The organism is Spirosoma foliorum (genome assembly GCF_014117325.1).
Classification (GTDB): domain Bacteria; phylum Bacteroidota; class Bacteroidia; order Cytophagales; family Spirosomataceae; genus Spirosoma; species Spirosoma foliorum.
Map to the genome: position 1 here is coordinate 686,142 of NZ_CP059732.1, position 23,241 is coordinate 709,382.

The 23,241-nt window shown below is 48.5% G+C and carries 16 protein-coding genes; 7 read left to right on the forward strand and 9 right to left on the reverse strand.

The genetic code is table 11. The annotated features are described in order from the left end of the window. Positions 1-47: 47 nt before the first annotated feature. The gene (locus H3H32_RS02905; RefSeq protein ID WP_182461179.1) at positions 48-2,630 is read right to left on the reverse strand and encodes a family 20 glycosylhydrolase; all 2,583 of its coding nucleotides are present in this window, start codon (positions 2,628-2,630) and stop codon (positions 48-50) included. 85 nt (positions 2,631-2,715) lie between these two features. Between H3H32_RS02905 and H3H32_RS02910 the strand changes: the two genes are divergently transcribed. Both H3H32_RS02910 and H3H32_RS02915 read left to right on the forward strand, forming a co-directional pair. Then, positions 2,716-3,813, forward strand: a complete 1,098-nt coding sequence (locus H3H32_RS02910; RefSeq protein WP_182461180.1) for an acyltransferase family protein — start codon at positions 2,716-2,718, stop codon at positions 3,811-3,813. Between the two features lie 185 nt (positions 3,814-3,998). Beyond that, on the forward strand, positions 3,999-6,410 hold the full coding sequence (locus H3H32_RS02915) for an immunoglobulin domain-containing protein (RefSeq protein ID WP_182461181.1): 2,412 nt from the start codon (positions 3,999-4,001) through the stop codon (positions 6,408-6,410). Between the two features lie 63 nt (positions 6,411-6,473). Here the strand turns inward: H3H32_RS02915 and H3H32_RS02920 are convergent, their stop codons facing one another. The 6 genes from H3H32_RS02920 to H3H32_RS02945 all read right to left on the reverse strand — a co-directional run bounded on the left by H3H32_RS02920 (position 6,474) and on the right by H3H32_RS02945 (position 13,259). Then, positions 6,474-6,659: a hypothetical protein gene (locus H3H32_RS02920; protein ID WP_182461182.1), complete on the reverse strand. Its 186-nt coding sequence runs from the start codon at positions 6,657-6,659 to the stop codon at positions 6,474-6,476. 88 nt (positions 6,660-6,747) lie between these two features. After that, positions 6,748-7,896, reverse strand: a complete 1,149-nt coding sequence (locus H3H32_RS02925) for an acyltransferase family protein (protein WP_182461183.1) — start codon at positions 7,894-7,896, stop codon at positions 6,748-6,750. A gap of 98 nt (positions 7,897-7,994) precedes the next feature. Beyond that, positions 7,995-9,377 (reverse strand): purple acid phosphatase family protein, encoded by a 1,383-nt coding sequence (locus H3H32_RS02930; RefSeq protein WP_182461184.1) that lies wholly within the window; start codon positions 9,375-9,377, stop codon positions 7,995-7,997. 47 nt (positions 9,378-9,424) lie between these two features. Further along, positions 9,425-10,312 (reverse strand): glycerophosphodiester phosphodiesterase, encoded by an 888-nt coding sequence (locus H3H32_RS02935; RefSeq protein ID WP_182461185.1) that lies wholly within the window; start codon positions 10,310-10,312, stop codon positions 9,425-9,427. Continuing rightward, entirely contained in the window at positions 10,309-12,435 is a 2,127-nt protein-coding gene (locus H3H32_RS02940; protein ID WP_182461186.1) for a hypothetical protein, read from the reverse strand. The genes H3H32_RS02935 and H3H32_RS02940 overlap by 4 nt, the downstream gene beginning before the upstream one ends. After that, a complete protein-coding gene (locus H3H32_RS02945) occupies positions 12,435-13,259 on the reverse strand; it encodes an HpcH/HpaI aldolase family protein (RefSeq protein ID WP_182461187.1) in 825 nt (274 codons plus the stop codon). Before H3H32_RS02945 ends, H3H32_RS02940 begins: the two co-directional genes overlap by 1 nt. A 300-nt stretch (positions 13,260-13,559) precedes the next feature. On the opposite strand from H3H32_RS02945, the gene H3H32_RS02950 reads away from it, so the two are divergent. The 5 genes from H3H32_RS02950 (at position 13,560) to H3H32_RS02970 (ending at position 19,123) form a co-directional block, all read left to right on the forward strand. Then, on the forward strand, positions 13,560-14,261 hold the full coding sequence (locus H3H32_RS02950; protein WP_182461188.1) for an orotidine 5'-phosphate decarboxylase / HUMPS family protein: 702 nt from the start codon (positions 13,560-13,562) through the stop codon (positions 14,259-14,261). Between the two features lie 152 nt (positions 14,262-14,413). Next, positions 14,414-15,439 (forward strand): zinc-binding dehydrogenase, encoded by a 1,026-nt coding sequence (locus H3H32_RS02955; RefSeq protein WP_182461189.1) that lies wholly within the window; start codon positions 14,414-14,416, stop codon positions 15,437-15,439. Between the two features lie 3 nt (positions 15,440-15,442). Then, the gene (locus H3H32_RS02960; RefSeq protein ID WP_182461190.1) at positions 15,443-16,219 is read left to right on the forward strand and encodes an SDR family oxidoreductase; all 777 of its coding nucleotides are present in this window, start codon (positions 15,443-15,445) and stop codon (positions 16,217-16,219) included. Between the two features lie 85 nt (positions 16,220-16,304). Continuing rightward, positions 16,305-17,195, forward strand: a complete 891-nt coding sequence (locus H3H32_RS02965; protein WP_182461191.1) for a sugar phosphate isomerase/epimerase family protein — start codon at positions 16,305-16,307, stop codon at positions 17,193-17,195. Between the two features lie 479 nt (positions 17,196-17,674). Then, positions 17,675-19,123, forward strand: a complete 1,449-nt coding sequence (locus H3H32_RS02970; protein WP_182461192.1) for a Gfo/Idh/MocA family protein — start codon at positions 17,675-17,677, stop codon at positions 19,121-19,123. Positions 19,124-19,238: 115 nt separating this feature from the next. Here the strand turns inward: H3H32_RS02970 and H3H32_RS02975 are convergent, their stop codons facing one another. Together H3H32_RS02975 and H3H32_RS02980 are read right to left on the reverse strand one after the other, a co-directional pair. Further along, positions 19,239-19,757 carry a YfiT family bacillithiol transferase gene (locus tag H3H32_RS02975; RefSeq protein WP_182461193.1) on the reverse strand — a complete coding sequence of 173 codons (519 nt, stop codon included), beginning with the start codon at positions 19,755-19,757 and terminating at the stop codon, positions 19,239-19,241. A gap of 51 nt (positions 19,758-19,808) precedes the next feature. Then, positions 19,809-23,213, reverse strand: a complete 3,405-nt coding sequence (locus H3H32_RS02980; RefSeq protein WP_182461194.1) for a DUF11 domain-containing protein — start codon at positions 23,211-23,213, stop codon at positions 19,809-19,811. Positions 23,214-23,241: the final 28 nt, after the last annotated feature.

The window sequence follows — 23,241 nt, forward strand, 5'->3', positions numbered from 1 at the left end:
TGAAAGAAGTTTTTGGTAGTATTTGGAAACCGAGGTATCAGCTCGATTTATTGATTGACAGTAATAATTGCTGACCGGCTCGACCGACCCGACGCATCGAAGCTTTTTAGTTTTACCGTGCCCGAAACCTTAACGGGGCCTGTGTACAAAGGAGATTGGGCAGTAGGCTCGGTACCATTCGTCGTATACCGAATAGCAAGGCCCGGCAGTTCGATATTAGCTTTCAGCATTCCTTGTTCGATGATAGCACCTGGTAGTGGTAGTCGATAGTTATAGCCGCCATTGAGCGTGGCCAGTCGGGGTAAGTCTTTCTGAGCAAGCGTATTGGCGAACACATTCCAGCCTGTATTCATCGACTTTTCGCGGGCTGGTCGGTTTTCGATGGTTTCCCACGGGCGCTGTGGAGCCCAGGCGCTTTCGGCAAAACCCAATAGTTTAGGTAGAATATCGTATTCAGCCATGTCGCGCCCTTTCACGGTTTCACTCCAGAGCTGCGATTCAACACCCCGGATGTTTTTACGGGCTTCGGGTTTCATTTTCTGTAGACCGTCGAAGCTAAGTGGCTTACCCATCGATGTTTTGTAGGTGGTCTTAAACATATCGAAAGGAGCAAACGCCCAGTTGTTTCGCGTGTCTACGTAACCTGCCCAATAGAGACCTGGCTCCTGCGGATCATTGTTATACGACATATCGAAGTAAAAGTTCGATACGTTGCACAATACCACCGGGTAGCCTGCATTCGCCATTCGATTGCCGAGATCAATGTCGAACAGATTGTTCCATACGTAAGGCACGACGCCTTTTCCTACAAATTCAGGGTTCAGTACTAGTTTACCATCAGCCGCTTTGACCAGTACGGCTTCTTCCCAGGCGTGTACTTCCAGGTTGCGTTTGGCGAGCCGCTCCCGAAGTTTGCCGAAGAAATAAGCCTGTAAATTTTTAGGGTCCTTGATGGACGGATTTTCTTTCAACAGCTTGGCTGCAATGGGGGATTTTGTCCAGACACCTTCCGGCACTTCATCGCCACCGGCATGCATGACATCCATCGGAAGACCAGCTTCCTTGTACATTTTCGTAATCTCGTCGACTACTTTTTCGTAGAAATGATAGGTGGATTCTCGCCCAACGCTGACCACATTATCGGTGTAACCCTGTGCCGACAGATAAACCGATTTGTCGTCGGGGTCGATGAGCCGATATTCATTCGCTTCTTTTTCTTTGCCCTCCTTCATCAGGCGTTCATACCGGGCTTCCATCGATTTGATCGCAGCTCGTGCGTGACCTGGTAAATTCAGTTCGGGAATAACTTTGATATGGCGCTCCTTCGCGTATTTCAGGATTTCGATAAAGTCGGCTTTGGTGTAGAAGCCACTACCATGTTTGCCCTCGTCGTAGGCTTTGGGGCCTGAACCATACGCTGGATGCAAAACAGCCGTCTCTTTCCCCGACGTGTGCTCCCGTTGCGCGCCAACCTGGGTTAACTCAGGCAAACCGTCGATTTCGAGTCGCCAGCCTTCATCTTCCGTTGTGTAAAACAGAAACTTATTAACCTTATAGAAGGCCAGTAAATCAAGCAGGCGCAAGATGGTTTCTTTCGTCTGGAAATTCCGGCTAACATCCAGGTGCATACCCCGGAATTCAAATCGGGGAGCGTCTTCAACCTGTACGTAATTCAGGGCAATATTGTCAGAGGGCTTCAGATAGGTTGAGGTCGGAATCAGCGCCAGTAGACTCTGTACGCCATAGAATACACCTGCTGCGTCGCTGCCCGCAATGGAAACACCGTTGCCATCGATGCCAAGCTGATAGGCTTCTTTCGTCACCCCGTTGACACTGACTTTGCCTACTTTGAGTGTAATTCCTTTGCCCGTTCCGCTGCTTATCGAAAAGTCTTTGCCGGTCAGCGATTTTAATTTCTGACTCAGGAAATGGGCTTCACTTTCGAGACCTTTTTCGGCATAAATCGGAAGCGATGAACTGAGTGCCAGGGTACCTGTACCCGGTGTCAACTTGGCAGGTGAGGGGATGATCTTCTGAAGTTTATCGGCAGGAAGCAAGGAAGCTGCCAGGTTAGTCTGATAGGTATGCTCAGGCGTCGGAAGGGGCTCCAGATCGATTTTACCACGCAGTATTTGTTCCTTTTTCGTGAAGGGCTTAACGCTATAATTCGCTACCTGAACGATGTTTTGTTCCTTACCTTCCTTATCGTAAAAAACGAAATAAAGGCCCATAGGCGCATCGGTAAGCTTATTGACGGCTTCTGTCCCTTCGTATCTGATATCGATAGTTGCGCCCGGTTTGAGGCTAAATCCTACGTTTGGGGTGAGTTTGTACCAATCGCCGTTGATGTGATGGACCGTAGCTGGCTGCGAGTCCTTGGTCTGGACAATAGGTCGGGGCGACATATTGAAAAATAAGGCCCAATTGGTATCTGTCAGCAAAAAATCGCTTTTGTTAGTAAGCGTAAAGCGAGCATCGAAGCCAGTTTCGATTTCAGTGAAATTACTTACTAATTCCCAGGAAACAGCAATCTGTTTTGCCTCATCGTTGGAGGGCGTATCGCCCGATCTACAACCAGTAAAACAAACAATGATCGTCGCGATGAGAACGGTCAAAAAAGTAGTTCGCATAAATCCTTAGGTTAAGTAGCCTTTATACTACTCAAATCAGTACTAAAGATACCATTGTTCTAGCGGGGCTTTTTAAATATTTTTAATGATACAGCAACCGAGCCGACTCATTTCTTTAGATGCGATGCGTGGTTTTACCATTGCCGCTATGATTGTCGCCAATTTCCCGGGGAGTGAGGAGTTTGTGTATTTTACACTACGACATACGATATGGAATGGCCTCTCCTTTACCGACTTAATTGCGCCAACCTTCCTATTCATCGTTGGTGTTTCCATTGCTCTAGCCTATGCCCGAAAAGTGGATGAAGGCAGCCCGAAAGGCGAACTCTACCGAAAAATTGTGATTCGGTCGCTGAAGATTTTTGCAGTGGGAATGTTTCTTAATCTAATGCCCGATTTTGATTTTTCGAACGTTCGCTGGACGGGTACGCTTCATCGGATTGCCATTGTCTTCCTCGTCTGTGCGTTTCTTTTTTTGAATACAAACTGGAAACAGCAAGCCTGGATTGGCGCTCTCACACTCGTTGCCTATTGGTTGGCCATGACACAGATTCCCACGCCCGATGTTGGAAAAGTGGTGCTGGAACGAGGGCAAAATCTGGCGGCCTGGATTGATCGAAAATACTTGCCCGGCCGTATGTGGCAGGGCACCTGGGACCCCGAAGGAATCCTGAGTACGTTTCCATCAATTGTGACAGGGATTACCGGTATGCTGGCCGGACGCTGGATGCTCAGCCGTGTTAGTCCAACTGAAAAAGTGTCGTATCTAATGACGGCTGGACTGTTTACGGCTGCCGCCGGGTATTTCTGGGGATTGACTTTTCCGGTCAACGAAAACCTCTGGACCAGTTCGTTTGTACTGGTTACGTCTGGCTTTGCGGCCATGTTGCTGGGTGCCGTGTATTTTCTGGTCGATGTGTTGGGACGTAAGAAGGGGACGAAATTAGGAATCATCTTCGGTGCTAACGCCATTACGGTATACGTATTAGCCGACATCTTCGCGCTCCTCTTCTACCGACTCAAATTCGGGGGGCTACCGCTAAACGAAAAGGTAGTGACTGGCTTAATAAACGCAGGTTTACAGCCCGAACTCGCCAGTCTGCTATATGCCCTGTTTTTTATCGGCATCAATTTCATTCCGGCTTATTTATTATATCAGCGGAAGATTTTTATCAAGTTGTGAAGTTGTAGCCTGGACGGCCACGTCCGGGTGTACATGCCGTGGTGTCGGTTTCTTAAAACCGACACTGTGAGGTTTCTCAAAACCTTCAGAATAATGTCTAATGTAATCGAGAGGTTTCTTAAAACCTCACAGGTCAGGTTGAAGAACCTGACCTCACCTGAGAGTCCTATTTAATTTCGAAGAAAATGACAATCCGCCTAACCTTTCTTATCCTATCAATTCTAACAACCGCGAACGCGGCTACAATCAATTTATCGAAAGCACGTATAGCCACTATCGTTAGTGACAAGAAAGTCCTTCGCCGAACGGTCGAGATTCTTCAGCAGGAAGTCCAGAAACGAAGCGGTATTCAATTGTCGGTCGTCACGAAACTCCCCACCGATAAGCTGCCATTCATTGCCCTTCTGCTGGAAAGTAATCTTGCCCAATTGTCACCGGATGTTCGGGCTGTTGTTCAGGCGATGCCCGAAAGCAGGAGTGAAGGGTTTAAGCTCGTAGCCATTGAAAAGACGAATGCAGTGCTGATTGTTGGGCATGATGCACGAGGGTTGCTGTATGGCGTGGGGCGATTGTTACGCAAACTGGATATGAAGTCGGGAAAGCTGGCTGTTGCCGGAGATTTGGCCATTGCCACCAGCCCGCAGTACCCAATTCGGGGGCATCAGTTGGGGTATCGACCCAAAACCAATGCTTACGATGCTTTTTCGGTGGCTCAATTCGATCAGTATATTCGGGATTTAGCGTTGTTTGGGGCCAATAGCATCGAGATTATGCCTCCGCGTACTGACGATGATTTTACCAGTCGCCATATGAAACTGCCCGCTATTAAAATGATTGGCGAGCAGTCACGGATTTGTGCGGAATATGGTTTGGATGTCTGGATGTGGTATCCGAATATGGGAATGGATTATGCCCATCCAGATTCAATTCAGAAAGAATTAGCTGAGCGAGAGCAAGTCTTTGCCGCTGTGCCGAAGCTGGATGCGGTCTTTGTTCCCGGCGGAGACCCCGGCGAACTGGAGCCTGACGTGCTTTTTGCGTGGCTCGAGAAGGAAGCACAGGTATTGCACAAATACCATCCCAAAGCCAAAATCTGGGTATCTCCGCAGGTATTCCGACCTACCAAACAGTGGTTCGATGCGTTTTATAAGCACGTGAATAAGGAATATGATTGGTTTGGTGGGGTTGTTTTTGGGCCGTGGGTGAAGATGCCGGTACAGGAAATTCGGAAAGTGGTGAAGTCGTCGATTCCAATTCGACATTATCCCGACATCACCCACAACTATGCCTCGCAGTATCCAGTACCACACTGGGATCTGGCCTGGGCTATGACATTGGGTCGGGAATGCATCAACCCGCGCCCGCACGATGAGAAAGCCATTCACAACGCGCTTGATCAGTATGGGGTAGGTAGTATCAGCTATTCGGAAGGGACGAATGACGATGTCAACAAGTTTGTCTGGAGCGATCAGGACTGGAATCCCGAAACGCCCGTCATTGAAACGCTTCGCGACTTCGCCCGCCTGTTTATTGGGGGTGATTATACTGAATCGGTGGCGCAGGGACTGGTTGCACTAGAGCAAAACTGGCGAGGGAATTTACTGACTAATGACGCGGTAGAGCGAACACTGATGCAGTGGCAGGCTCTGGAGAAATCGGCTCCTCAGTCGGTATTGCAAAACCCGCGCTTTCAGATGGGTCTGATTCGAGCCTATTACGATGCCTTTACCCGCCGTCGATTGGTATACGAAACTGATCTGGAGCAGCAGGCACGGATGAAACTAGAAACACTTGGGTCAGGAGGATCGCTGGTGGCTATTCAGCAAGCGAACGCTATTCTGGAAAAGGCGTGGAAAGAACCAATTTTACCTGAATATCGAGCAAAATGTTTTGCCCTGGCTGACTCGCTTTTTAAGAGCATCGGTGCACAACTCACCATTGATAAACACGGCGCTATGAGTGGCCGGGGTAATTTTATTGACAACATCGATATTCCTCTCAACGATTCGCCCTGGTTACTATCGCAACTTGAGCAGATTGGAAAGCTGAGTAGTGAGCCGGAGCGCGTTCAGAAAATTCGGGAAATGCTACACCGTACCGATCCGGGACCGGGCGGTTTCTACGACCATTTTGGCGCTCCCGAAAGCTGGCATCGAGTGGTTTCAGATGTGAGCTGGTCGGTTGATCCCGGTAGCTTACAATCACCAAGAATTGGGTTTGGCGTAGGTTTGGTGGGTGTCGAGTGGGTGGATGAAATTAAGGCAACAGGCTTCAAAGGCCAGATTACACCCCGAGTCTGGATGAAACAGGCTAAAACGCTATACGATCAGCCGTTAAAAATTGCGTACAACGAGCTTGATCCGAATGCTTCGTATCGGATGCGTATCGCATATACAGGCCGTTTCCGGTCGCGCATGAAACTCACCACCGACGATGGCTCGGTAGTCCATGATTTTATTCAGACTGGCGAGCAGCCCATTTATGAGTTCGATGTTCCAAAAGCGGCTTTGGCTGATGGGTCCGTCACCTTCATCTGGGAATGTGGAGAAGGTGAACGCGGCTCGCAGGTGACGGAGATTTGGTTGATTAAGAAATAAGAAATACCCCTATCAATCAGGATATTACCTGATTGATAGGGGTATCGATTTGTTGTGTATTGTTTATGAAGCCGATCTCTTTACATCTTCAACGAAGGTTACAGATACACCGACCAGTCGGGCTATTTCGTCTGCCGTAAAAGCCGTTTCCCGGATGAGCGTTTGCGTAAAGGCTAGTGTCTTTTCGTTTATACCTTTTTCAATGCCCTGTTTTTGGGCCCTTTCTAACAAAAATTGTTCAATGCCCATCGTCGTACTTCGTTGTGTGACTCTCCCAGAGAGAATCATCGCGTTTCATTCCGGAAATGTATCAATATTTCTGTAATAGGCGACTAAGCTACACTCGCAAAAACGTCTTTTTCTTATACAGAAAATACAGGAATACCCATTTTACGGCGAGGTAACCCAGTACACCCAGCACGGCAGCTACCCAGCCCGAAGAGATGAGCTTAATCAGGCCGCCGAAGAAAAAGTGGGTGGCATATTCGAATTCGATGAACTCACCTGCCAGATAAATCAGAATGGAGTTCATCCCAATGATCGTAAAGAAGAAGGTCCAGCCTTTGATGCCTTTAACGTCGATAATCCAGTAAAATAATCCCAGTAAGCTCAGACTTAAACCACCAGTAACCATCACAAACGAACTGGTCCAAAGGTTTTTGTTAATGGGAAAAATGAAATTCCAGAGTACACCGAGGAGTATAAAAACTGCCCCTGCAGCCACTAATTGTATGGCTTTCTGATTGCCCGTTTTACCATGTGCCTTTAAAAACGAACCGGCAAAAATGCCAAGCAGCGCATTATCAATCGCGGGAATCGTTGAGAAAAGACCTTCTGGATCATGAATCGTTTTGTATAAATGACCCGGCACCAGAATCCGGTCAATATAGCTGGCCAGATTACACTCCATTGTTAGTACACCAGCACCACAACCCGGCACAGGTATCAGCATCATGGCCGCCCAGTAACCTAACAGAATTCCCAGAAACCAGATGTAGCGGGTGCGTGGTTGGGCATATAGATAAATCAATTGGGCAAACATACCCGCCAGGCCAATACGACCCAGCACGCTTGGGAAACGCGTATCCTGTATTGCTTTGACAAACAGGCCGTTGTTGTAGATGATGCCAAGTAGCACCAGAATAAGCCCCCTGGTAATAATCTTGCGGGCAATCTGCGCCTTATCGTCGCCTTTATCCAATTTTGACCCTATCGAAAAAGGGGTTGAGACGCCTGCCATGAATACAAACAGCGGGAAAATCAGATCATAAGCCCTAAATCCATTCCATTCGGGGTGTTTGAACTGATCGGCAATGAGAATAGCCCAGGCCCAGCCCGTTGTTTTGGCAAGAACTCCAAAAATATCCTCACCGCCCATAATCCAGAACATATCGAAGCCGCGTAAGGTATCGAGCGAGAGAAGTCGTTTAACGGGAGCGGGCTGGAGTACAGCTGGCTCGGTAGGCGAGGTAGACACTACAGACATACGTTTTTGGTATAAATAAGCGAATAAAATCGATATATTTTTGATTCTATAGATTTTTTGATTCTGTCGGGACATTGGTTCTATAGAGTCCACAGCTTCTATGGCTTTGCCTGTTGTTTCCGTGCCTTATATTCCTGAAAGCGATTTCGGTATTCCTGCATTTGTTCCGGTTTGAACTTTTGCTGATACTCGGCTGGCAAATCCAGGCGCTCGGGGAGGAGGGTCGGTGATTGGTCGATCAGCGTGTTCTTCCCTTTGCTATCTTTTGTCAGGATGAAGGTGTCGTATTTTTGACCGGTTACGGTATACGATTGGTAGGATAACTTATCACCGTCAATCGACACCGTTTGATAGAGTTGCGTGTTCGATCCAGCCCGATCCATCCAGTCCTGCAAGCCGATATCATACATTTTTGGGCCACTCACCGACACCACGTAAATAGGCCCGTCAGGATGCTTTCGACTCTTCCCTAACGGCATATTCAATCCGCGGCCGTAGGTATGATCGTGTCCCTGTAAAACCAGATCGACGCCGTATTTTTTGTAAATCGGCTCCATTTTCACCCGCCATTCATCGTTGTCGCGACCTTGCTTGGTTGAATAAATCGGATGATGGTGAACGACAACTGTCCAGCGATTTGGATTCTGGCTTAATACTTGAGTGAGCCAATTTGCCTGGGCGTCCAAAACCGTCGAATCGAGCAAGGCCGCTTGTGAGTTCAGCGCTATAAAGCGTGTGCCTTGGTAATCAAGATAATAGGCTGTTTCATCAAGACCTTTAGGGCCATTTTCGGGCAGTACAAACGACGGACGCCAATGTCTCGATACACGACTTTTGCCTTGTTCATCTTTGAAATATTCATGGTTGCCCGGTACGGCCAGCGTGGGCACCATACCGTTGATCCAGCCGCCCGCTTCGAACCACTCTGCCCACTGCCAGTCGGCGTTGGAAGTTGTAATTAAATCGCCCGCGTGAATCATGAAATTCACGGTTGGAAGTGTTGAATAAGCCCCACGAATAGCCCGTGACCAAAGCGAACGGATGTCATTTTGGGCATCGCCGAAATACAGGAAAGAGAAGGGGGCTGATTTAGCCTGAGCCGTTTTGAAATGAAACCACTCGCTCCAGTAGGTGCCATCGCCCACCCGGTAACTGTATTGCGTAGCTGGTTTCAGATTCTTGAAATGAACGGAATAATACTTTACTGATTTACCGTCGAGCACTACCGTTTCGCTTGTAGCGGGCACTATGGTAGCATTTTTGACAAAATCGGGCGAAGGATCGGCTTCACTGATGGCACCCATTGCGTTGGTAATGGTCGAATCAGTGCGCCAGTTGACTGATTGCGATGTCGCAGGATCGCCCTGCCAGCCTAAAATTAACCGATCTGGATAAACAGTGGCCGGATAAGGTTTATGGGTCTGAGCGTTGGAAGAGGAAAAGGTGAGTACGATAAAGAATGAAAAGAAAAGAAATTTCATAAAACGGCTACTTGTATAGAGTGGGTTAATCTGTGGTTTTGAGAGGTTTAGTGCACTTTTTGAGTCAGCGATTTATAGACATTTAGTACATAATCTGTCTGGATAACATCGAGGTGAAACTGAGCTGCTTTCTGATAGTTTTCGGGGGTATCAAACGAGTCTAGTAGATCAGAAAACGCCTTAATCCCCTGCTGATGAATCTGCTGAATGAGCGATTCATTAACCACCGCCCAGTTCAGATCGAACGCATAGGGCTTGAGCTTGCTGATCTTGGTGGGCATATCTTCTGCCTTATCGAGCGATGGCATCAGCCGGGCAGTTGGAGCGACCTGTTTCAGAGCGAGTAACGCTTCGTCGGAACCATAAAAAACGGCATTTTTAAGCAATCCGTAGGTCTGTAGTGTTTCTACTAATGGTTGTGGAGCCACCGCTTTGCAATCGACGTACAGATTTGTCTGCGTCTTATGACTGGCATTCCAGCGAGAGACCAACTGACATACTTCGGCGAGTGTCGGAATCCGTTCGGCCTGAAAACGATTATCGAAGCCTTTGCCCGCCGAGAGGGTTTTTAAGGTTGTTAGAGTCTGGTCTTTAATAGGACCACTGCCTGTCGTTGTGCGATTCAGGCTGCCATCGTGCAGAATTACTAGCTGATTATCCTGCGTTGTCCGAACGTCAATCTCAATAAAATCGACTTGCATTCGGAGTACTTCCTGAAAGGTGGCAAGCGTGTTTTCGGGCGCGAGCTGAGAGTTACCCCGGTGAGCCGAAACGCCGGGCTGATGACGGGTGGCCATAATCGCTTTGTATCTTCCAATAGAGTCGGTAACCGAATTTGGTTGGCTAACAGGTTGGCTATTAGCAAGGTCCGGGACGGCAAGAGCCAACAATAAAAGGCCAGCAATACACGTCTGTATCCGTTGTCGATTTTTCATTTATGTTGAGCGTTTTTTAGGTTTGGCCGTGCACGCCAGTCGGCTTCCGGGCCAAAGCGTAAATGAAGTGAACTATCCAGTTTTTCGTTTTCGGGATAGTGGTAAATCGCCCGGTTGGTCAGCCAGAAAAACAGCGCAGAAACCGTTAAGGCAGTTGCTGCCCGAATCCATGTCTGTTTGTATAACCTGTCATACGAGTCTGGTACCTGAGCCACAACAGGCGCTTTTTCGGTCGGGACGGTCAGAACAAGTAAGGTCGCCAGTATAGCATTGAACGTGATAATCCACTCCGTTAAGAGTCGACTGGGGTGCCAGTTTACCAATGCCCGTTCGAAATTTCCGACGACCATAAACCAAAGTAGAATCAGGAAAATAAGCTGCCCTTTGCCAAGCCACGACGATGGTACAAGTGCTATTGGCTCTCGAAAATGCCTGCGAATCAGGATGATAAATAACGTCAGAAGCAGAAGCCAGGTTAGCTTAAACCAGCCCTCGGGTGTAAAATGTAGAAAATCGACACCGGGTAAATGGCCCAGGAAAGGAACATCCCACAGAGCGGGGGCTGTTTCCTGCGTACCATCAGGCAGAAGGGTAGGGCGTGTCCATACTTCGGGATTTAATTGCTTGCCCCACTCTTCTACATTTTTAACCAGATTGACGTAGGGGAGGGCCAGCAGCACGAAAACAGTAGCAACCCCCAGCGTCCATTTTCCTTGTGCCGGCTTGTTCGGAGTTAGGGCGTTATGTAGGGGGATGCGGGTTGCCAGAAAACCCAGCGCCACAACAATAGCAAGGCCGTTGACGAAACCGTAACTCTGTTCCAGAAAACTATGCCAGTTCTGGTGTTGCCAATCGGCCCAGGTAGCCACAGCCGCTTTAAATTCGGCACTTTCTGGCGATAATCCCCGGCCTGCCAGAATGCGTGGATTCCCAGGAACCATGAGTAGTTGTTTGATCCACTGAATACCCGAAAGACCTAACCCACCAATGGTACCACTCATCACCGAAGCAACCGCCACTGGGCGCAGACCATAGCGACGCATCCAGCTAATCGTGCCGATAAAGACCCCTGTAATACCAGCCCAGTCATCACTACGGGGTGGGGTCATTCGAAGCCCCCCAATGCTGGTAAAAAATAAACTACCGAGTACCGGAAAGGCCAGAAACGAAATCAGCCAGCCCGAAGCCATATAGACGATCAAGGAGGAGCCATTTCGAAATTTTCCAAAGCGGATGAAATAGGCGATTATTCCCAGAGTCAACCCAATTACCCAGCCAATGTGCGTCGGATAATCACCAAACCATTGCGGCCAGTTATTCAATAGGTTATGAGCCTCAAAAGCCAGCTTGCCCGTTTCTGGATTGATGTAGGTAGGGTCGCCTAATGGATAGGTCAGTAGGGAAGCCAGTGATTGGTCTAACCCTGCCAGATGCAACAGATATTGAGCCAGCCAACCGACTAATGCGCCTGTTATGGCAAAAACGGGTAACCATATCGCCTGCCGAGTTTTTTGGTCGAGGAGGTCGTAGATTCCCATGGCCAGCAACGCTGTTGAAGCCGCTAGGTAATCGGCATCGAACCAGTAGAGCGGGCTTTTATGGCGGGATTCTGTATGGTCGAGCTTGATTCCCGATTGGAGTGCATTTGCCAGGGGATCTTCGAACAGGTCCTGCAAAAACCAGATGCCAAAGACAAACAGGATGGGTTTAAACAACTGAACCAGTCGTTCCCGCTCGGCTACAGCCGCTAGTGCTGTGCCAGCACCACCCAGGCCAGCCCACAGAAAACCAATGTAAAACAAAGCCGCATAGCCATATAACTGCGTAGAGCTATGCCCACTCTGCGTATAGGCGATAACCTGCATATACGAAACCGACGCGCCGAACCCCCAACCGATGGCACCGAAAAAGGCAAAGTAAAGCACGCGCTGTTGCCAGTCTGAGCGACCCGACAGGAGGGAAATAACAATGGCTGCCAGACATCCCGCAAAGGCAGCACCATATTCGTGGCCAAAATTGCCCCGGATACCCCAGCCAATCGATAAGGCCAATCCGCCGAGCAACACGCTCTGCCAGTGCCAGATAGGGCTTGGGCGATTACGGGAAAATGCCAGCGTCTGCATTAGATGACGAGTCCTGCGTTGGTATCGGGGGATAGATCATCACCTGCGGCTTCTTTAATAATCCGAAGGTCATGGCGCAGTCGCTGACTGAACAGCGCTACATCGAAGCTGTGTACCACGATGTTAACGCCTTCTTTCATCCACTTAATCTGGCGCTCGGGTTCCAGCGAGAAATGGATGCCGATAGAAAGCCCCTTGGCGCGTGTTTGGTGAATAATGCTTCGGACGGCGGCTTCAAAATCAGGATGATCGTATTGTTCAGGCAACCCTAAACTAACCGATAGGTCGTGCGGACCAATGAAAACCGCGTCGAGCCCCGGTACCGACAGCAGTTCGTCAAGTCGGTTGAGGGCGGGCACACTTTCGATGTTGGCGATGCAGATCGTATCGGCATTGTAAGCAGCAATGTAGGCTTGCATCTCGTCCGACATTTCTTCCTGGCCAGTCAGGTAAGCATAGAGTCGTTCCCCTTTCAGCGGGCGAAATTTTGTAGAACCCACCAGTTCCTGAATTTGCTCCACCGATTCGAGATAAGGTGCGACAATACCAATGGCACCCCCATCGATAGCCTGACAGGCCCGAAACGGATCGGGACTTGGAATCCGGACAATGGGTGTAATGCCGTACGCCCGAAACTGCTGGCAGAGACGCGCCAGATCAGCCCGATCCAGCGGTATATGTTCGGTATCCAGGAAAACAAAGTCGACGCCGGTCTGCTGAATAACTTTCGGCCACATCGGTGCGGTCGACGTGATGCAGCTACCGTATACGTTTTTGCCCTGTTGTAGTTTTTTAAGCAAACTTAAGTGGGTCGGAATAGCCATTTTGACGAGTGATTACACGTGCTGAATAACGAGGTTGTAAGACAAAGGACCAATCAGCCATTGGCCGTTTGGTCCTGGTTAATCGCTACAATTATATACTACCATAGTACTGCTTAATGGGCCTTTCAGGCTATTAGGGCCATGATTTATTTCCAATTGCCAGTAGCCTGAATAAACACCTCCGTAGTACTATAACCAGAAGTAGTAGTGCTTCTGGTTGATTTTGAGTAGCTGACTCCAGAAACAATCAGCTTCTGGAAGGGAAGCCCAAACCAATGATTATTCCTCCGCTCTGTTAAAATGAAACCTATTGTTCAAATCTCACTGGACCTGACCAACATCGATGAAGCGCTCGAAACAGCTGCTTTAGCCATGCGAGCAGGTGTCGACTGGCTGGAAGCCGGAACCCCTTTAATTTTGGCCGAAGGCCTGCATGGTGTACGAAAATTACGCGAAGCTTTCCCCAATGTCCCAATCGTCGCTGACCTAAAAACAATGGACGGAGGCTACCTCGAAGTCGAAATGATGGCCAAAGCCGGTGCAACCCATGTGGTTGTGATGGCGCGTGCCCACGCCGAAACGGTCAAATGCGTCGTGAAGGCTGGTCGCGATTTTGGCGTCAGTGTAATGGGCGATAACATGGTTTGCCCGGATATGGTTGAAGGGGCAAAATGGCTCGAAGACCTCGGTTGCGATTACATCATTCACCACGTCGGCTACGACGAACGGCGGGGGATTGCAGCTCAGGGTCACCGAATGCCTAGCCCGCTGGATCAGTTACGTGAGGTTGTGCAGGCTGTTCGGGTGCCGGTTCAGGCCGTTGGCGGACTAAGTCTGGAACAAGCTATTCGCTGTCCGGAATATGGCGCTCCACTAGTTGTACTTGGCGCTCCTTTAACCATTGATGCCGATGCGTTCAAAACCGCCGATGGCAATCTGGAAGCGTCTCTTCGGCTGATCTGTGAAAAAATCCACGCCTATGGCGATGTAAAACTGAAATGAATAATGAACAAAAATTAGAATGAACAATGGATAATCGGGGCCGCCCGTGCGGTAAAATGTAAAATGAATGATGAGGTAATCGATTGATGTACTGTCTATTAGCATTTCATTATCCATTCTGCATTCTGCATTATTCATTTACTTGAACCCTTATGAAATCTGCTGCCGTTGTTAATTATGCGCCGGAGAAAGGCTCCGTCGAGATTCGTGAACTGGATCGACCAACGATTGGGGAAGATGATGTGTTGCTGGAAGTGGCGAACGTTGGCGTTTGTGGAAGTGACCTTCACCAGTGGACGTCTGATCATAGCTGGCCCGTAAACTATCCAGTCGTACTAGGTCATGAATTTGGTGGACATATTGTTGAACTCGGAAGTCGGGTGACGGGTTGGCGTGAGGGTGATCGCGTCGTTAGTGAAACGGCGGCTGTTATTGACGCCAACAACCCAATGACTCGTCGCGGGCTCTATAATCTCGACCCTACCCGAAAAGGGTTTGGCTATGGAGTCAATGGTGCTATGACACGCTTTGTGCGTGTTCCAGCTCGCTGCCTGCATTTAGTACCTGATCAACTCGCTTTCGAGCAGGCCTGTCTGACAGAGCCCTGCTGCGTGGCGTTCAATGCTGTTGTGGAAAACAGCCGGATAAAACCTGGCGACCGCGTGATTGTGCTCGGACCGGGTACTATTGGTATATTGTGTGCCGCTATGGCCCGTCTTTGTGGGGCCGAAGTTGCTTTGGTTGGCCTGGAAGCCGATCGGCATCGATTGGCGATTGGAAAGCAGTACGGTTGTGAAGCCATTATTGGGGATGCTACCGAATGGGCGAAAAAAGCGGATGGCCTCGGAGCCGATTGTATCATTGATGCGGCCGGTTCGAGCATTACTCTGAAAATTGCGATGCAGTTGGTTCGGCCCAATGGGCATATTACCAAAGTTGGTTGGGGACCACAGCCGCTTGGTTTTTCGCTCGATCCATTGGTGCAAAAAAACGTAACACTTCAGGGAAGTTTTAGCCATAACTGGCCAATCTGGGAGCGCGTCATCGCCTTGCTTGCTAATGGGCAACTCGATGTGAAACCCATTATTGGGGGCGTGTGGTCTATTACCGACTGGCACGAAGCCTTCGAAAAAATGCACCGGGGCGATGTTGTAAAAAGCGTACTAAAACCGGTTTGACCCATGCGGTTGCAACATAAAGTCATCATTGTTACCGGAAGTTGTACTGGTATTGGAAAGGCCATTGCCAGGCGGTGTGTTGCCGAAGGGGCACGGGTTGTTGTTCACGGACTGGAACGGGAATTGGGCGAAGCGATCGTTGCCTCGTTGGGGAGTGATAACGCCGTGCTACACATCGAAGAAATTACCGCCGACAATGCCCCACAGCATTTAGTGGATCTGGCCCTGAAAACGTTTGGCCGACTGGATGCGGTCGTCAATAATGCGGCTATGGTTGTTTCGTCAAACACCCAGACAACTGATCTGGTACTGTTTCGGAAGGTGATGGAAGTGAATGCGTTAGCGCCATTTGCCTTAATTAAGGTGGCGTTACCCCATCTGCAGAAACAGCACGGGTGTGTTCTGAATATTGGCTCACTGAATGCCTGGTGTGGCGAACCGAATCTAATGGCCTATAGCGTTTCGAAAGGAGCGCTGGTGACGTTGACCCGAAATCTGGGCGATACGCTTCATCGGGAATCGGGGGTGCGGGTCAACCAACTAAACCTGGGCTGGGTGTTGACCGAGAGGGAAATTCAACGCAAGCATGAGCAGGGAATGGCTGATGACTGGTACAACCACCTGCCGCCAGAACTTGCACCATCGGGCCGGATTTTGCAGCCCGAAGAAATTGCTGCCGCTGCCGTGTATTGGTTGGCCGATGAAAGTGGACCCGTTAGCGGACAAATTGTTGATCTGGAACAGTACCCATTTATCGGCCGAAATCTGCCCAAAAATTAAATGATTAAATGATTGAGTTGTTGAATGAGTAGCGCAACACAACAATTCGATAATTCAATCATTCAACAATTCAAAAATTAAGCATATGCCCCAATTAGCCGCTTTCCCTAAAGCGTTTATGCAGCAGCTCTGCAAAGACGGAACCATGCGTGTTTCGGAATGGATTGAGCTGGCATCTCAACTCAATATTGATGGTCTGGAATGGTACGCCGGATTTCTGGAGATGGACGATGAGGCCAACTGGCCTGTATTTCGCCAACAAGTGGAAGCTCATGGAAAGGTGATTCCGATGATGTGCTGCTCCCCCGATTTTACGCACCCTGATGCCGCTTTCCGTGCCAACGAAATTGCGAAGCAGAAACGCTGGATCGATATGACGTATATACTAGGTGGTTCGTATTGTCGGGTGCTTTCTGGACAGCGACGGCCGGAGCTATCCATCGAAGAAGGGGTAGCTCTGGCGGCCGAATGCATCGAAGCCTGTTTGCCTTATGCGCAGGAACGCGGTATTACGCTCATCATCGAAAATCATTATAAAGATGACTTCTGGACCTATCCTGAATTTGCCCAGAAAATGGATGTGTTCTGTATGCTTGTAGACCGAATCAATCATCCAAATTTCGGTGTCAATTATGATCCAAGCAATACCTATCTGGCCGGTGAAGACCCGCTGGAGCTTCTTTATCGGGTATCGCACCGGGTGGTGACTATGCACGCCAGCGACCGATATTTGATCGAAGGGACCATCGAAGACCTTCGTCGTGAAGAAGGTGGTGCGGCTGGATACGCCAAACGACTCAGTCACGGCGAAATAGGTAAGGGTCTTAACGATTACGATGCCATATTTACGGAACTGAAACGAGTGGGCTTCGATGGCTGGATCAGCATTGAGGATGGGGTAGATGGTATGGCGCAGCTAGAACGTAGTGTCGCGTTCCTACAGAAAAAAATAGCTGAATACTGGCCAGAGAACTGATCGTGTGTACTATACCATGATTTCAGAATCAGCCTGCATTTGCTTTGGCCCATAGGGCCTTCACAGCGTAGCGTCGGTAGGAAAAGCCTCTATACGAATAGCTAGGTGTGCCGTTAGGTACACAATTGTTATGTACCTAACGGCACATTGACTGTTTCAACCCTATTTTGCTACCGACGCTACGCTGTGAAGGTCCTAACGGACCACCCATAATCCCGAATTCATGTTAGACTAGTAGCCCCGCACCGACGGACCGGCTGATTTTTATGATGATTACGATGAAGGATGATTTAAATGAAATCTGCGTCAATCATAATTATCCTAAAAATCTGCGGGGCTATTGATAAATCATCATCTGACTTACAATTTTTGCCAGCCAGAAAGGTACGATTTCCCTATAAATCAGTACTATAGTTTAGGTCGAAGCGATCTTTTGTAAATCGGACCTATTCCTAAACCCCCAAACCTCTCAGACTTTCATGGAAGAAAAGAAAATTACACCGAATGCAGAGAGTCGTCGCGATTTTCTGAAAACATCCTCATTGGCGGCTACGTCATTTTTCATTGTTCCCCGGCACGTTCTTGGCAAGGGATTTATAGCCCCAAGTGATAAACTCAACATTGCGGGAATTGGAGCCGGTGGTAAAGGTAAAAGCGACCTGGCTTCCTTTGCAAAAAGCCCGAATGTCAACATCGTGGCCCTCTGCGACGTCGATGATCGGCAGGCCGTGGATTCCCGGAGCCGTTATCCGAAGGCGACCTATTACAAGGATTTTCGGGAGATGCTTTCTAAGGAAAACAGGAACATTGATGCCTGCTCCATCTCCACACCCGACAACACGCACGCTGTAGCCACGCTTGCTGCCATGCAGTTAGGTAAACATGTGTACACCCAAAAACCACTAACCCACGACATTTACGAATCGCGGATTTTGGGCCAGGCGGCTAAAAAATACAAAGTCGTGACGCAGATGGGCAATCAGGGCGGTTCGGGGAATGGTGTTCGCCGGATGAAAGAAATCTATGATTCCGGGATTATTGGCGAGGTTCATAAAGTGCTGACCTGGACCAATCGGCCTGTTTGGCCACAAGCCGTTCCGACCGATAAAACCTTCGATATTCCGAAAGAGCTGGATTTTGATCTGTGGTTAGGTCCCGCTAAAAAAGTGCCGTATAACGAAGCCTATCTACCCTGGAACTGGCGAGGTTGGTGGCCTTATGGAACGGGTGCCCTCGGCGATATGGCCTGCCACATCATGGACCCCGTCTTCCGAATTTTACCCATTGATTACCCGACTTCGGTAGAATGTAGTTTGGCCGGCACGTGGGCATTTACGTTACGTCCACAAGATGACAATCCAGATTGGACGCCTTTTTCATCATCTATTCACCTTAATTACCCCCGTAAAGACGGCAAGGGCGACATCAAGTTAAGCTGGTACGATGGCGGTATTCTGCCGGAACTTCCAGAAGAACTATTACCCGGAGAAAGCTTTGGTAATTCGGATGGGGGAGTGCTGTTTATCGGTACTAAAGGCAAGCTCATGGCCGATTGCTACGGTGCCAACCCGCGTCTGTTGCCCCTGAAAGCCAATGAGACGTTGAATATTCCCGAAACGATTGCCCGTGTGCCTAACGAAGACCATTATCTGCAATGGGTCGATGCGTGCATTGCGGGGCATGGTAAAGGCATAACAAGTTCGCCGTTCGAATACGCGGCCCCGTTTGCGGAAAGTATCCTTATCGGAAATCTGGCCCTGCGTAGCTGGATGTTGCGCGATAATCCGTCCGCCAAACGATCTTCGGAGCGATACAATGGTCGCAAGAAGTTGTATTATGATGCGCCCAATATGAAAATCACGAATTACGATCTGGCTAATCAGTTTGTTAAGCGTGATTATAGAGAGGGCTGGAGTTTGACTCTGTAAGAGCTGGCGCGAGTATTTACTCGTGCCTGTTCATATAGCAAGCATTCGCTTGCGTCAGTGAATACTGAATTCATGAACAGGCACGAGTAAATACTCGCGCCAGCGCACTAGCTGTTCAGGATAACGCCAGTTTGATATGGGCCAGATGGTGTTGAACGTGCCAGGCGGTCATGGCCAGAGCCTGAGCTTGGCTAATCATAATCTGCCGAACTGGATGAAAATACGAAATGGCCAGCATGGGTTCTGTTAGGGATTTGGTCAGATAAACGTAGCGTCGGGTGACTCCATCGAGCAGCACCAGCGAGTCGTCAATGGGCGCTTCTGTTGCATCGGGCGTATGCGCCCAGGCGTTCATGTCGATGAGCGTAAGCACCTTATAATCGGGTTCTGTCAACGCTTTTTTCATGCGAAGAAAATGCACAAACTGAATATCAGCCACGTGATGAACCAACTGCTGTACCGTCCAACTGCCTTCACGGTATGTTTTTGCTAAATCAGTTGTCGATAGGTTTTCGACCAGTTCTCGATAAGCCGCCGGGCTGTTTTCAATAATTTTAATTAGTTGGGCCAGTTCCTCGGTAGAATAGGTGTCTTGCGGAACAAAAGGCCCGATGGGAAACTTACGATCGTCCATGTCTTTTCTGGAATTTCATCGATTTGTGACTCTTTAGACAAGTTGTTAGATTTACTTCAGTCGCAAACTTATCTGCGCTGTATCGTCTTCGCCAGTATCAAAACCGTTGGTTGGATCAGAATCTATGTCTTCCCAATCACAATGGCTGATTCGTGCTTTAATGGGCTCATTTATTGGGCCAGTTGCCTGTACCTGAAACGTAAATGCCTGTGGCCATTTAGGAAAATACTGTCCACCTGTTAAGACAATTTGCTGACCTGTTGCAACCATGCCTTTGCCGTCTACGAACGTCAATCCCGCTGGCAAAAGACAAGTGACTTCTGGACTCAGTAAGCGAGTATTATTGTAATTATCGACCAGAAGGGTAACTGTAATGAGCTCATTAAGTGAAGGCGCAGCATTGCTTACTAATGTTGTCAAACTCAGATCAACCAGTTCATCTGGTAATACTATCTTATCGACCTTAGGTGATGGTAAATAAGCTGGATTTGGTTCAGGTGATTCGCTGATAGTAGAGCCAGGTTCAGTCGTTCGCAGATCAATCCAGGCTACGTCGTCTTGACCGTCATTGGTGCCACTGGCAGGAGCCGAATCAGGATCAGGGTTGTCGGTACCTGTTATCTGAGCTGCTAATCTGAACACTCCAGTTATTGTTGGGGCTACTTCACAATATAGGTCCACTGAACCATTAGCTGGAATATTGGTGACTAAGGCACGTATAACTGTTCCATCTGCTTGAAAGCTGCCTGCATTGACAACTGCCATTAGGGCAGGCAATCGGCTTTCGATCTGTACATTATGAGCTTCCTGACTGCTACTGTTATTAATAGTTAGTGTCATGGTAATGGGTTTACCTATAACTGCTATGCGGTTGTTGACAGAGAGTTGTAGACTCAAATCCGTTTCAGGTTGGTCACTAATCCGAACTGTTAGTGGAGCGGAAGGGGGACTCACACAGCCTTCATATCCCAAACAGGTTGCCGTATAGATAGTCGTCTGATTTGGTGTGACAATGATTGAACGGCCCATTTGGCCATCCGACCATTGAACATCTGACCCAATGCACTTATCTGCGTACAGAACTGTTGATCGGCCGCTGGCAATAAATGAGTTGCTAGTCCAAATTTTAGGTGCCGTTATTCCTACGGTTATACTAGCTGTATCGCGGGTAATGGCAGAAGCACAAGCACCGCCAAACGTAGTTTTTAAAATGTAAAGTCCGGCATTGGCTGCACTGGCACTTGAGATACTTAATGAGGGAGAAGTAGACGTACTACCGTCTGGCAATGTCCATTCATAACTGTTTTGAGTCAATACATCATTAGAGTTATACGCCATGGCATTGGGCGCCAATCGATATGTGTTGCCAAGACAAAGTGGAGGAGTACCTCCACCACCACCATTCGATCTGAAAACACCAATTTGCATTGTCGCCGATTGTATAATGACATTTGCAAAACTAACTCGTGTGCCAGCACACTGGCCTGTATAAACTGTCGTCAGGCTGTAGACACCAGACATAGCTGTAGTTGCGTTGACAAGTGTCAGCCTTTGGGCCGAACTAGTAAAACCGTTTGGACCTTTCCAATGGTAGGAGGCTACAGATGTACTATCAATTGAGTTATAGGCCGATAGGAATATAGTTGCCCCCGGGCAATACGTATCAGTGGCGGGAGACATTCCTGCTAAGGGATAGGCCGAAATATAACTAATGGGCTTGCCGATAGTAATACCTTGAGCATTTGAATAGGTACCACTGCATTCGCCTGAAACATTGACTGTTAGGTTATATGTTCCAGAAGCCAGAGTACTGGCAGTAGGTATGGTTGGCTGCTTCGCAGAGCTGGTGAAGCCATTTGGACCGCTCCATTGATAGGTAAGTGTTGATCGACTTGAGGGAAACCCATTTGGACCATTGAAGAAAATTGGATACATGTCGAAAGAGGTACCCGGACAGTATTGATTGCCATAGGATGCTTTATCGGTTGACTGACTGTAAAGACTCACAAGAGGTTTCGTAATTTGAATTTGTTTACTTGCAGTAATGGCGCCGGTACAGGCTCCCGACAGCGTAGCAGTTACACTGTATGTGCCTGTCATAGTGTAAGTTACATTAGTCATAGTAAAGCTCTGGCTAGTACTGCTGAATCCATTCGGACCGTTCCATAAATAGGTTGCAGAGAGACCTTCCAAAGAGGGTGTAGTGCTCACTCCAAAGGAACTGCCAGGACAAAATGTACCGCTGAGGGCTGTATTGCTACCAGTAGTTGCACTGGTCACAGCAATAGTGGGTAAGCCAATATTCATGTTGACCGAGTTTGTTCCCGAGCAGCCAGTAGACAAGGTTGCGGTTACGCTGTAAAGACCACTCATTGCCGTTGTTGCATTCGTGAGGGTAGGACTATCAATGTTGCTTGTAAACCCATTAGGCCCACTCCAGCGAAATGTTGCTGAATAGGAACTAGGAGCCATTGAGTAGGCACTGACAACAAAATTACTACCAGGGCATACCGTTTGTGCCGACGATCGGCTGCCGTCTGTATTGAGTCGAAACGAACCGATTGGGACAGCCAGCTGACCTGTTTGGATTGTTTGTGAGGCAGTAGCTGTTCCTGGGCAGCTGCCAGAAAATGTAGCTGTTACGCTATATGTGCCAGCTACAGCGGTTGTAACACTGGGCAATGTGAAACTCTGGGCTGTACTGGTAAAACCGCTCGGACCTCGCCACTGATAGGTAACAGTTGTTCCCGTTGAAGGATATGCAGTTGCTCGAAGCTCTGCGGATGTTTCTGGACAAAATGTATTAAAAGGCTGTGGATTTGATCCAGTAGAATATGAGTTCGCGCTAACTGAAAGCGTGGTATTGTATATCTGCACAGTATCTTTACCAACACCACAATTATTAGGATAGGTGGCCTCTACAATGTACAAGCCAGCTACTCCTTGTGGTACTACCGGGTTTTGTTCTGTGCTCACAAAACCATTAGGTCCAGTCCAGCGATAAGTAGCTGTGTTGCTACTAAATGTTCGATCTGGAAAAGCTACAAATGACAAGCTAGTTGGACCACATATTGAACGACTACGTGTATAGAACGACTGATCATATACGGAAGCCCTTGGTTTTGAGGTACCGAGACTTACTGTCGCTGAAGAGATTTCAGTACCCTGGCTCGTGCCTGAATACGTCATTGTTACGGAATAAACACCTGCTGTAGCAGCAGAAGCGGGTACACTTATAGCATTAGAGCCCGAACTGGTGAAGCTGTTTGGGCCCGCCCAGCGAAAACTTACTGTTGTACCAGACGGTGGAATTGAATAAGTCGCATTGATTTGAAATGACTGTCCAGCGCAGACAGGACTGTTTGTAATCGTCAATATATAAGGTGAATACGACTGGGCGAAAAGAGAGGAAACTGCCGTTATAAAAACGGCTAATGAGTAGTAGAGTGAACGCATAAAAGGTGAGGAATCAATGGCCAAAATA

Bases quoted from the DNA above. Each gene is read 5' to 3' on its own strand.
- H3H32_RS02935 (WP_182461185.1), bottom strand. From the start codon at position 10,312: ATGAAAAATCGACAACGGATACAGACGTGTATTGCTGGCCTTTTATTG.
- H3H32_RS02965 (WP_182461191.1), top strand. From the start codon at position 16,305: ATGCCCCAATTAGCCGCTTTCCCTAAAGCGTTTATGCAGCAGCTCTGC.
- H3H32_RS02915 (WP_182461181.1), top strand. From the start codon at position 3,999: ATGACAATCCGCCTAACCTTTCTTATCCTATCAATTCTAACAACCGCG.
- H3H32_RS02955 (WP_182461189.1), top strand. From the start codon at position 14,414: ATGAAATCTGCTGCCGTTGTTAATTATGCGCCGGAGAAAGGCTCCGTC.
- H3H32_RS02920 (WP_182461182.1), bottom strand. From the start codon at position 6,659: ATGGGCATTGAACAATTTTTGTTAGAAAGGGCCCAAAAACAGGGCATT.
- H3H32_RS02945 (WP_182461187.1), bottom strand. From the start codon at position 13,259: ATGGCTATTCCGACCCACTTAAGTTTGCTTAAAAAACTACAACAGGGC.
- H3H32_RS02950 (WP_182461188.1), top strand. From the start codon at position 13,560: ATGAAACCTATTGTTCAAATCTCACTGGACCTGACCAACATCGATGAA.
- H3H32_RS02905 (WP_182461179.1), bottom strand. From the start codon at position 2,630: ATGCGAACTACTTTTTTGACCGTTCTCATCGCGACGATCATTGTTTGT.
- H3H32_RS02925 (WP_182461183.1), bottom strand. From the start codon at position 7,896: ATGTCTGTAGTGTCTACCTCGCCTACCGAGCCAGCTGTACTCCAGCCC.
- H3H32_RS02930 (WP_182461184.1), bottom strand. From the start codon at position 9,377: ATGAAATTTCTTTTCTTTTCATTCTTTATCGTACTCACCTTTTCCTCT.
- H3H32_RS02960 (WP_182461190.1), top strand. From the start codon at position 15,443: ATGCGGTTGCAACATAAAGTCATCATTGTTACCGGAAGTTGTACTGGT.
- H3H32_RS02970 (WP_182461192.1), top strand. From the start codon at position 17,675: ATGGAAGAAAAGAAAATTACACCGAATGCAGAGAGTCGTCGCGATTTT.
- H3H32_RS02980 (WP_182461194.1), bottom strand. From the start codon at position 23,213: ATGCGTTCACTCTACTACTCATTAGCCGTTTTTATAACGGCAGTTTCC.
- H3H32_RS02940 (WP_182461186.1), bottom strand. From the start codon at position 12,435: ATGCAGACGCTGGCATTTTCCCGTAATCGCCCAAGCCCTATCTGGCAC.
- H3H32_RS02975 (WP_182461193.1), bottom strand. From the start codon at position 19,757: ATGGACGATCGTAAGTTTCCCATCGGGCCTTTTGTTCCGCAAGACACC.
- H3H32_RS02910 (WP_182461180.1), top strand. From the start codon at position 2,716: ATGATACAGCAACCGAGCCGACTCATTTCTTTAGATGCGATGCGTGGT.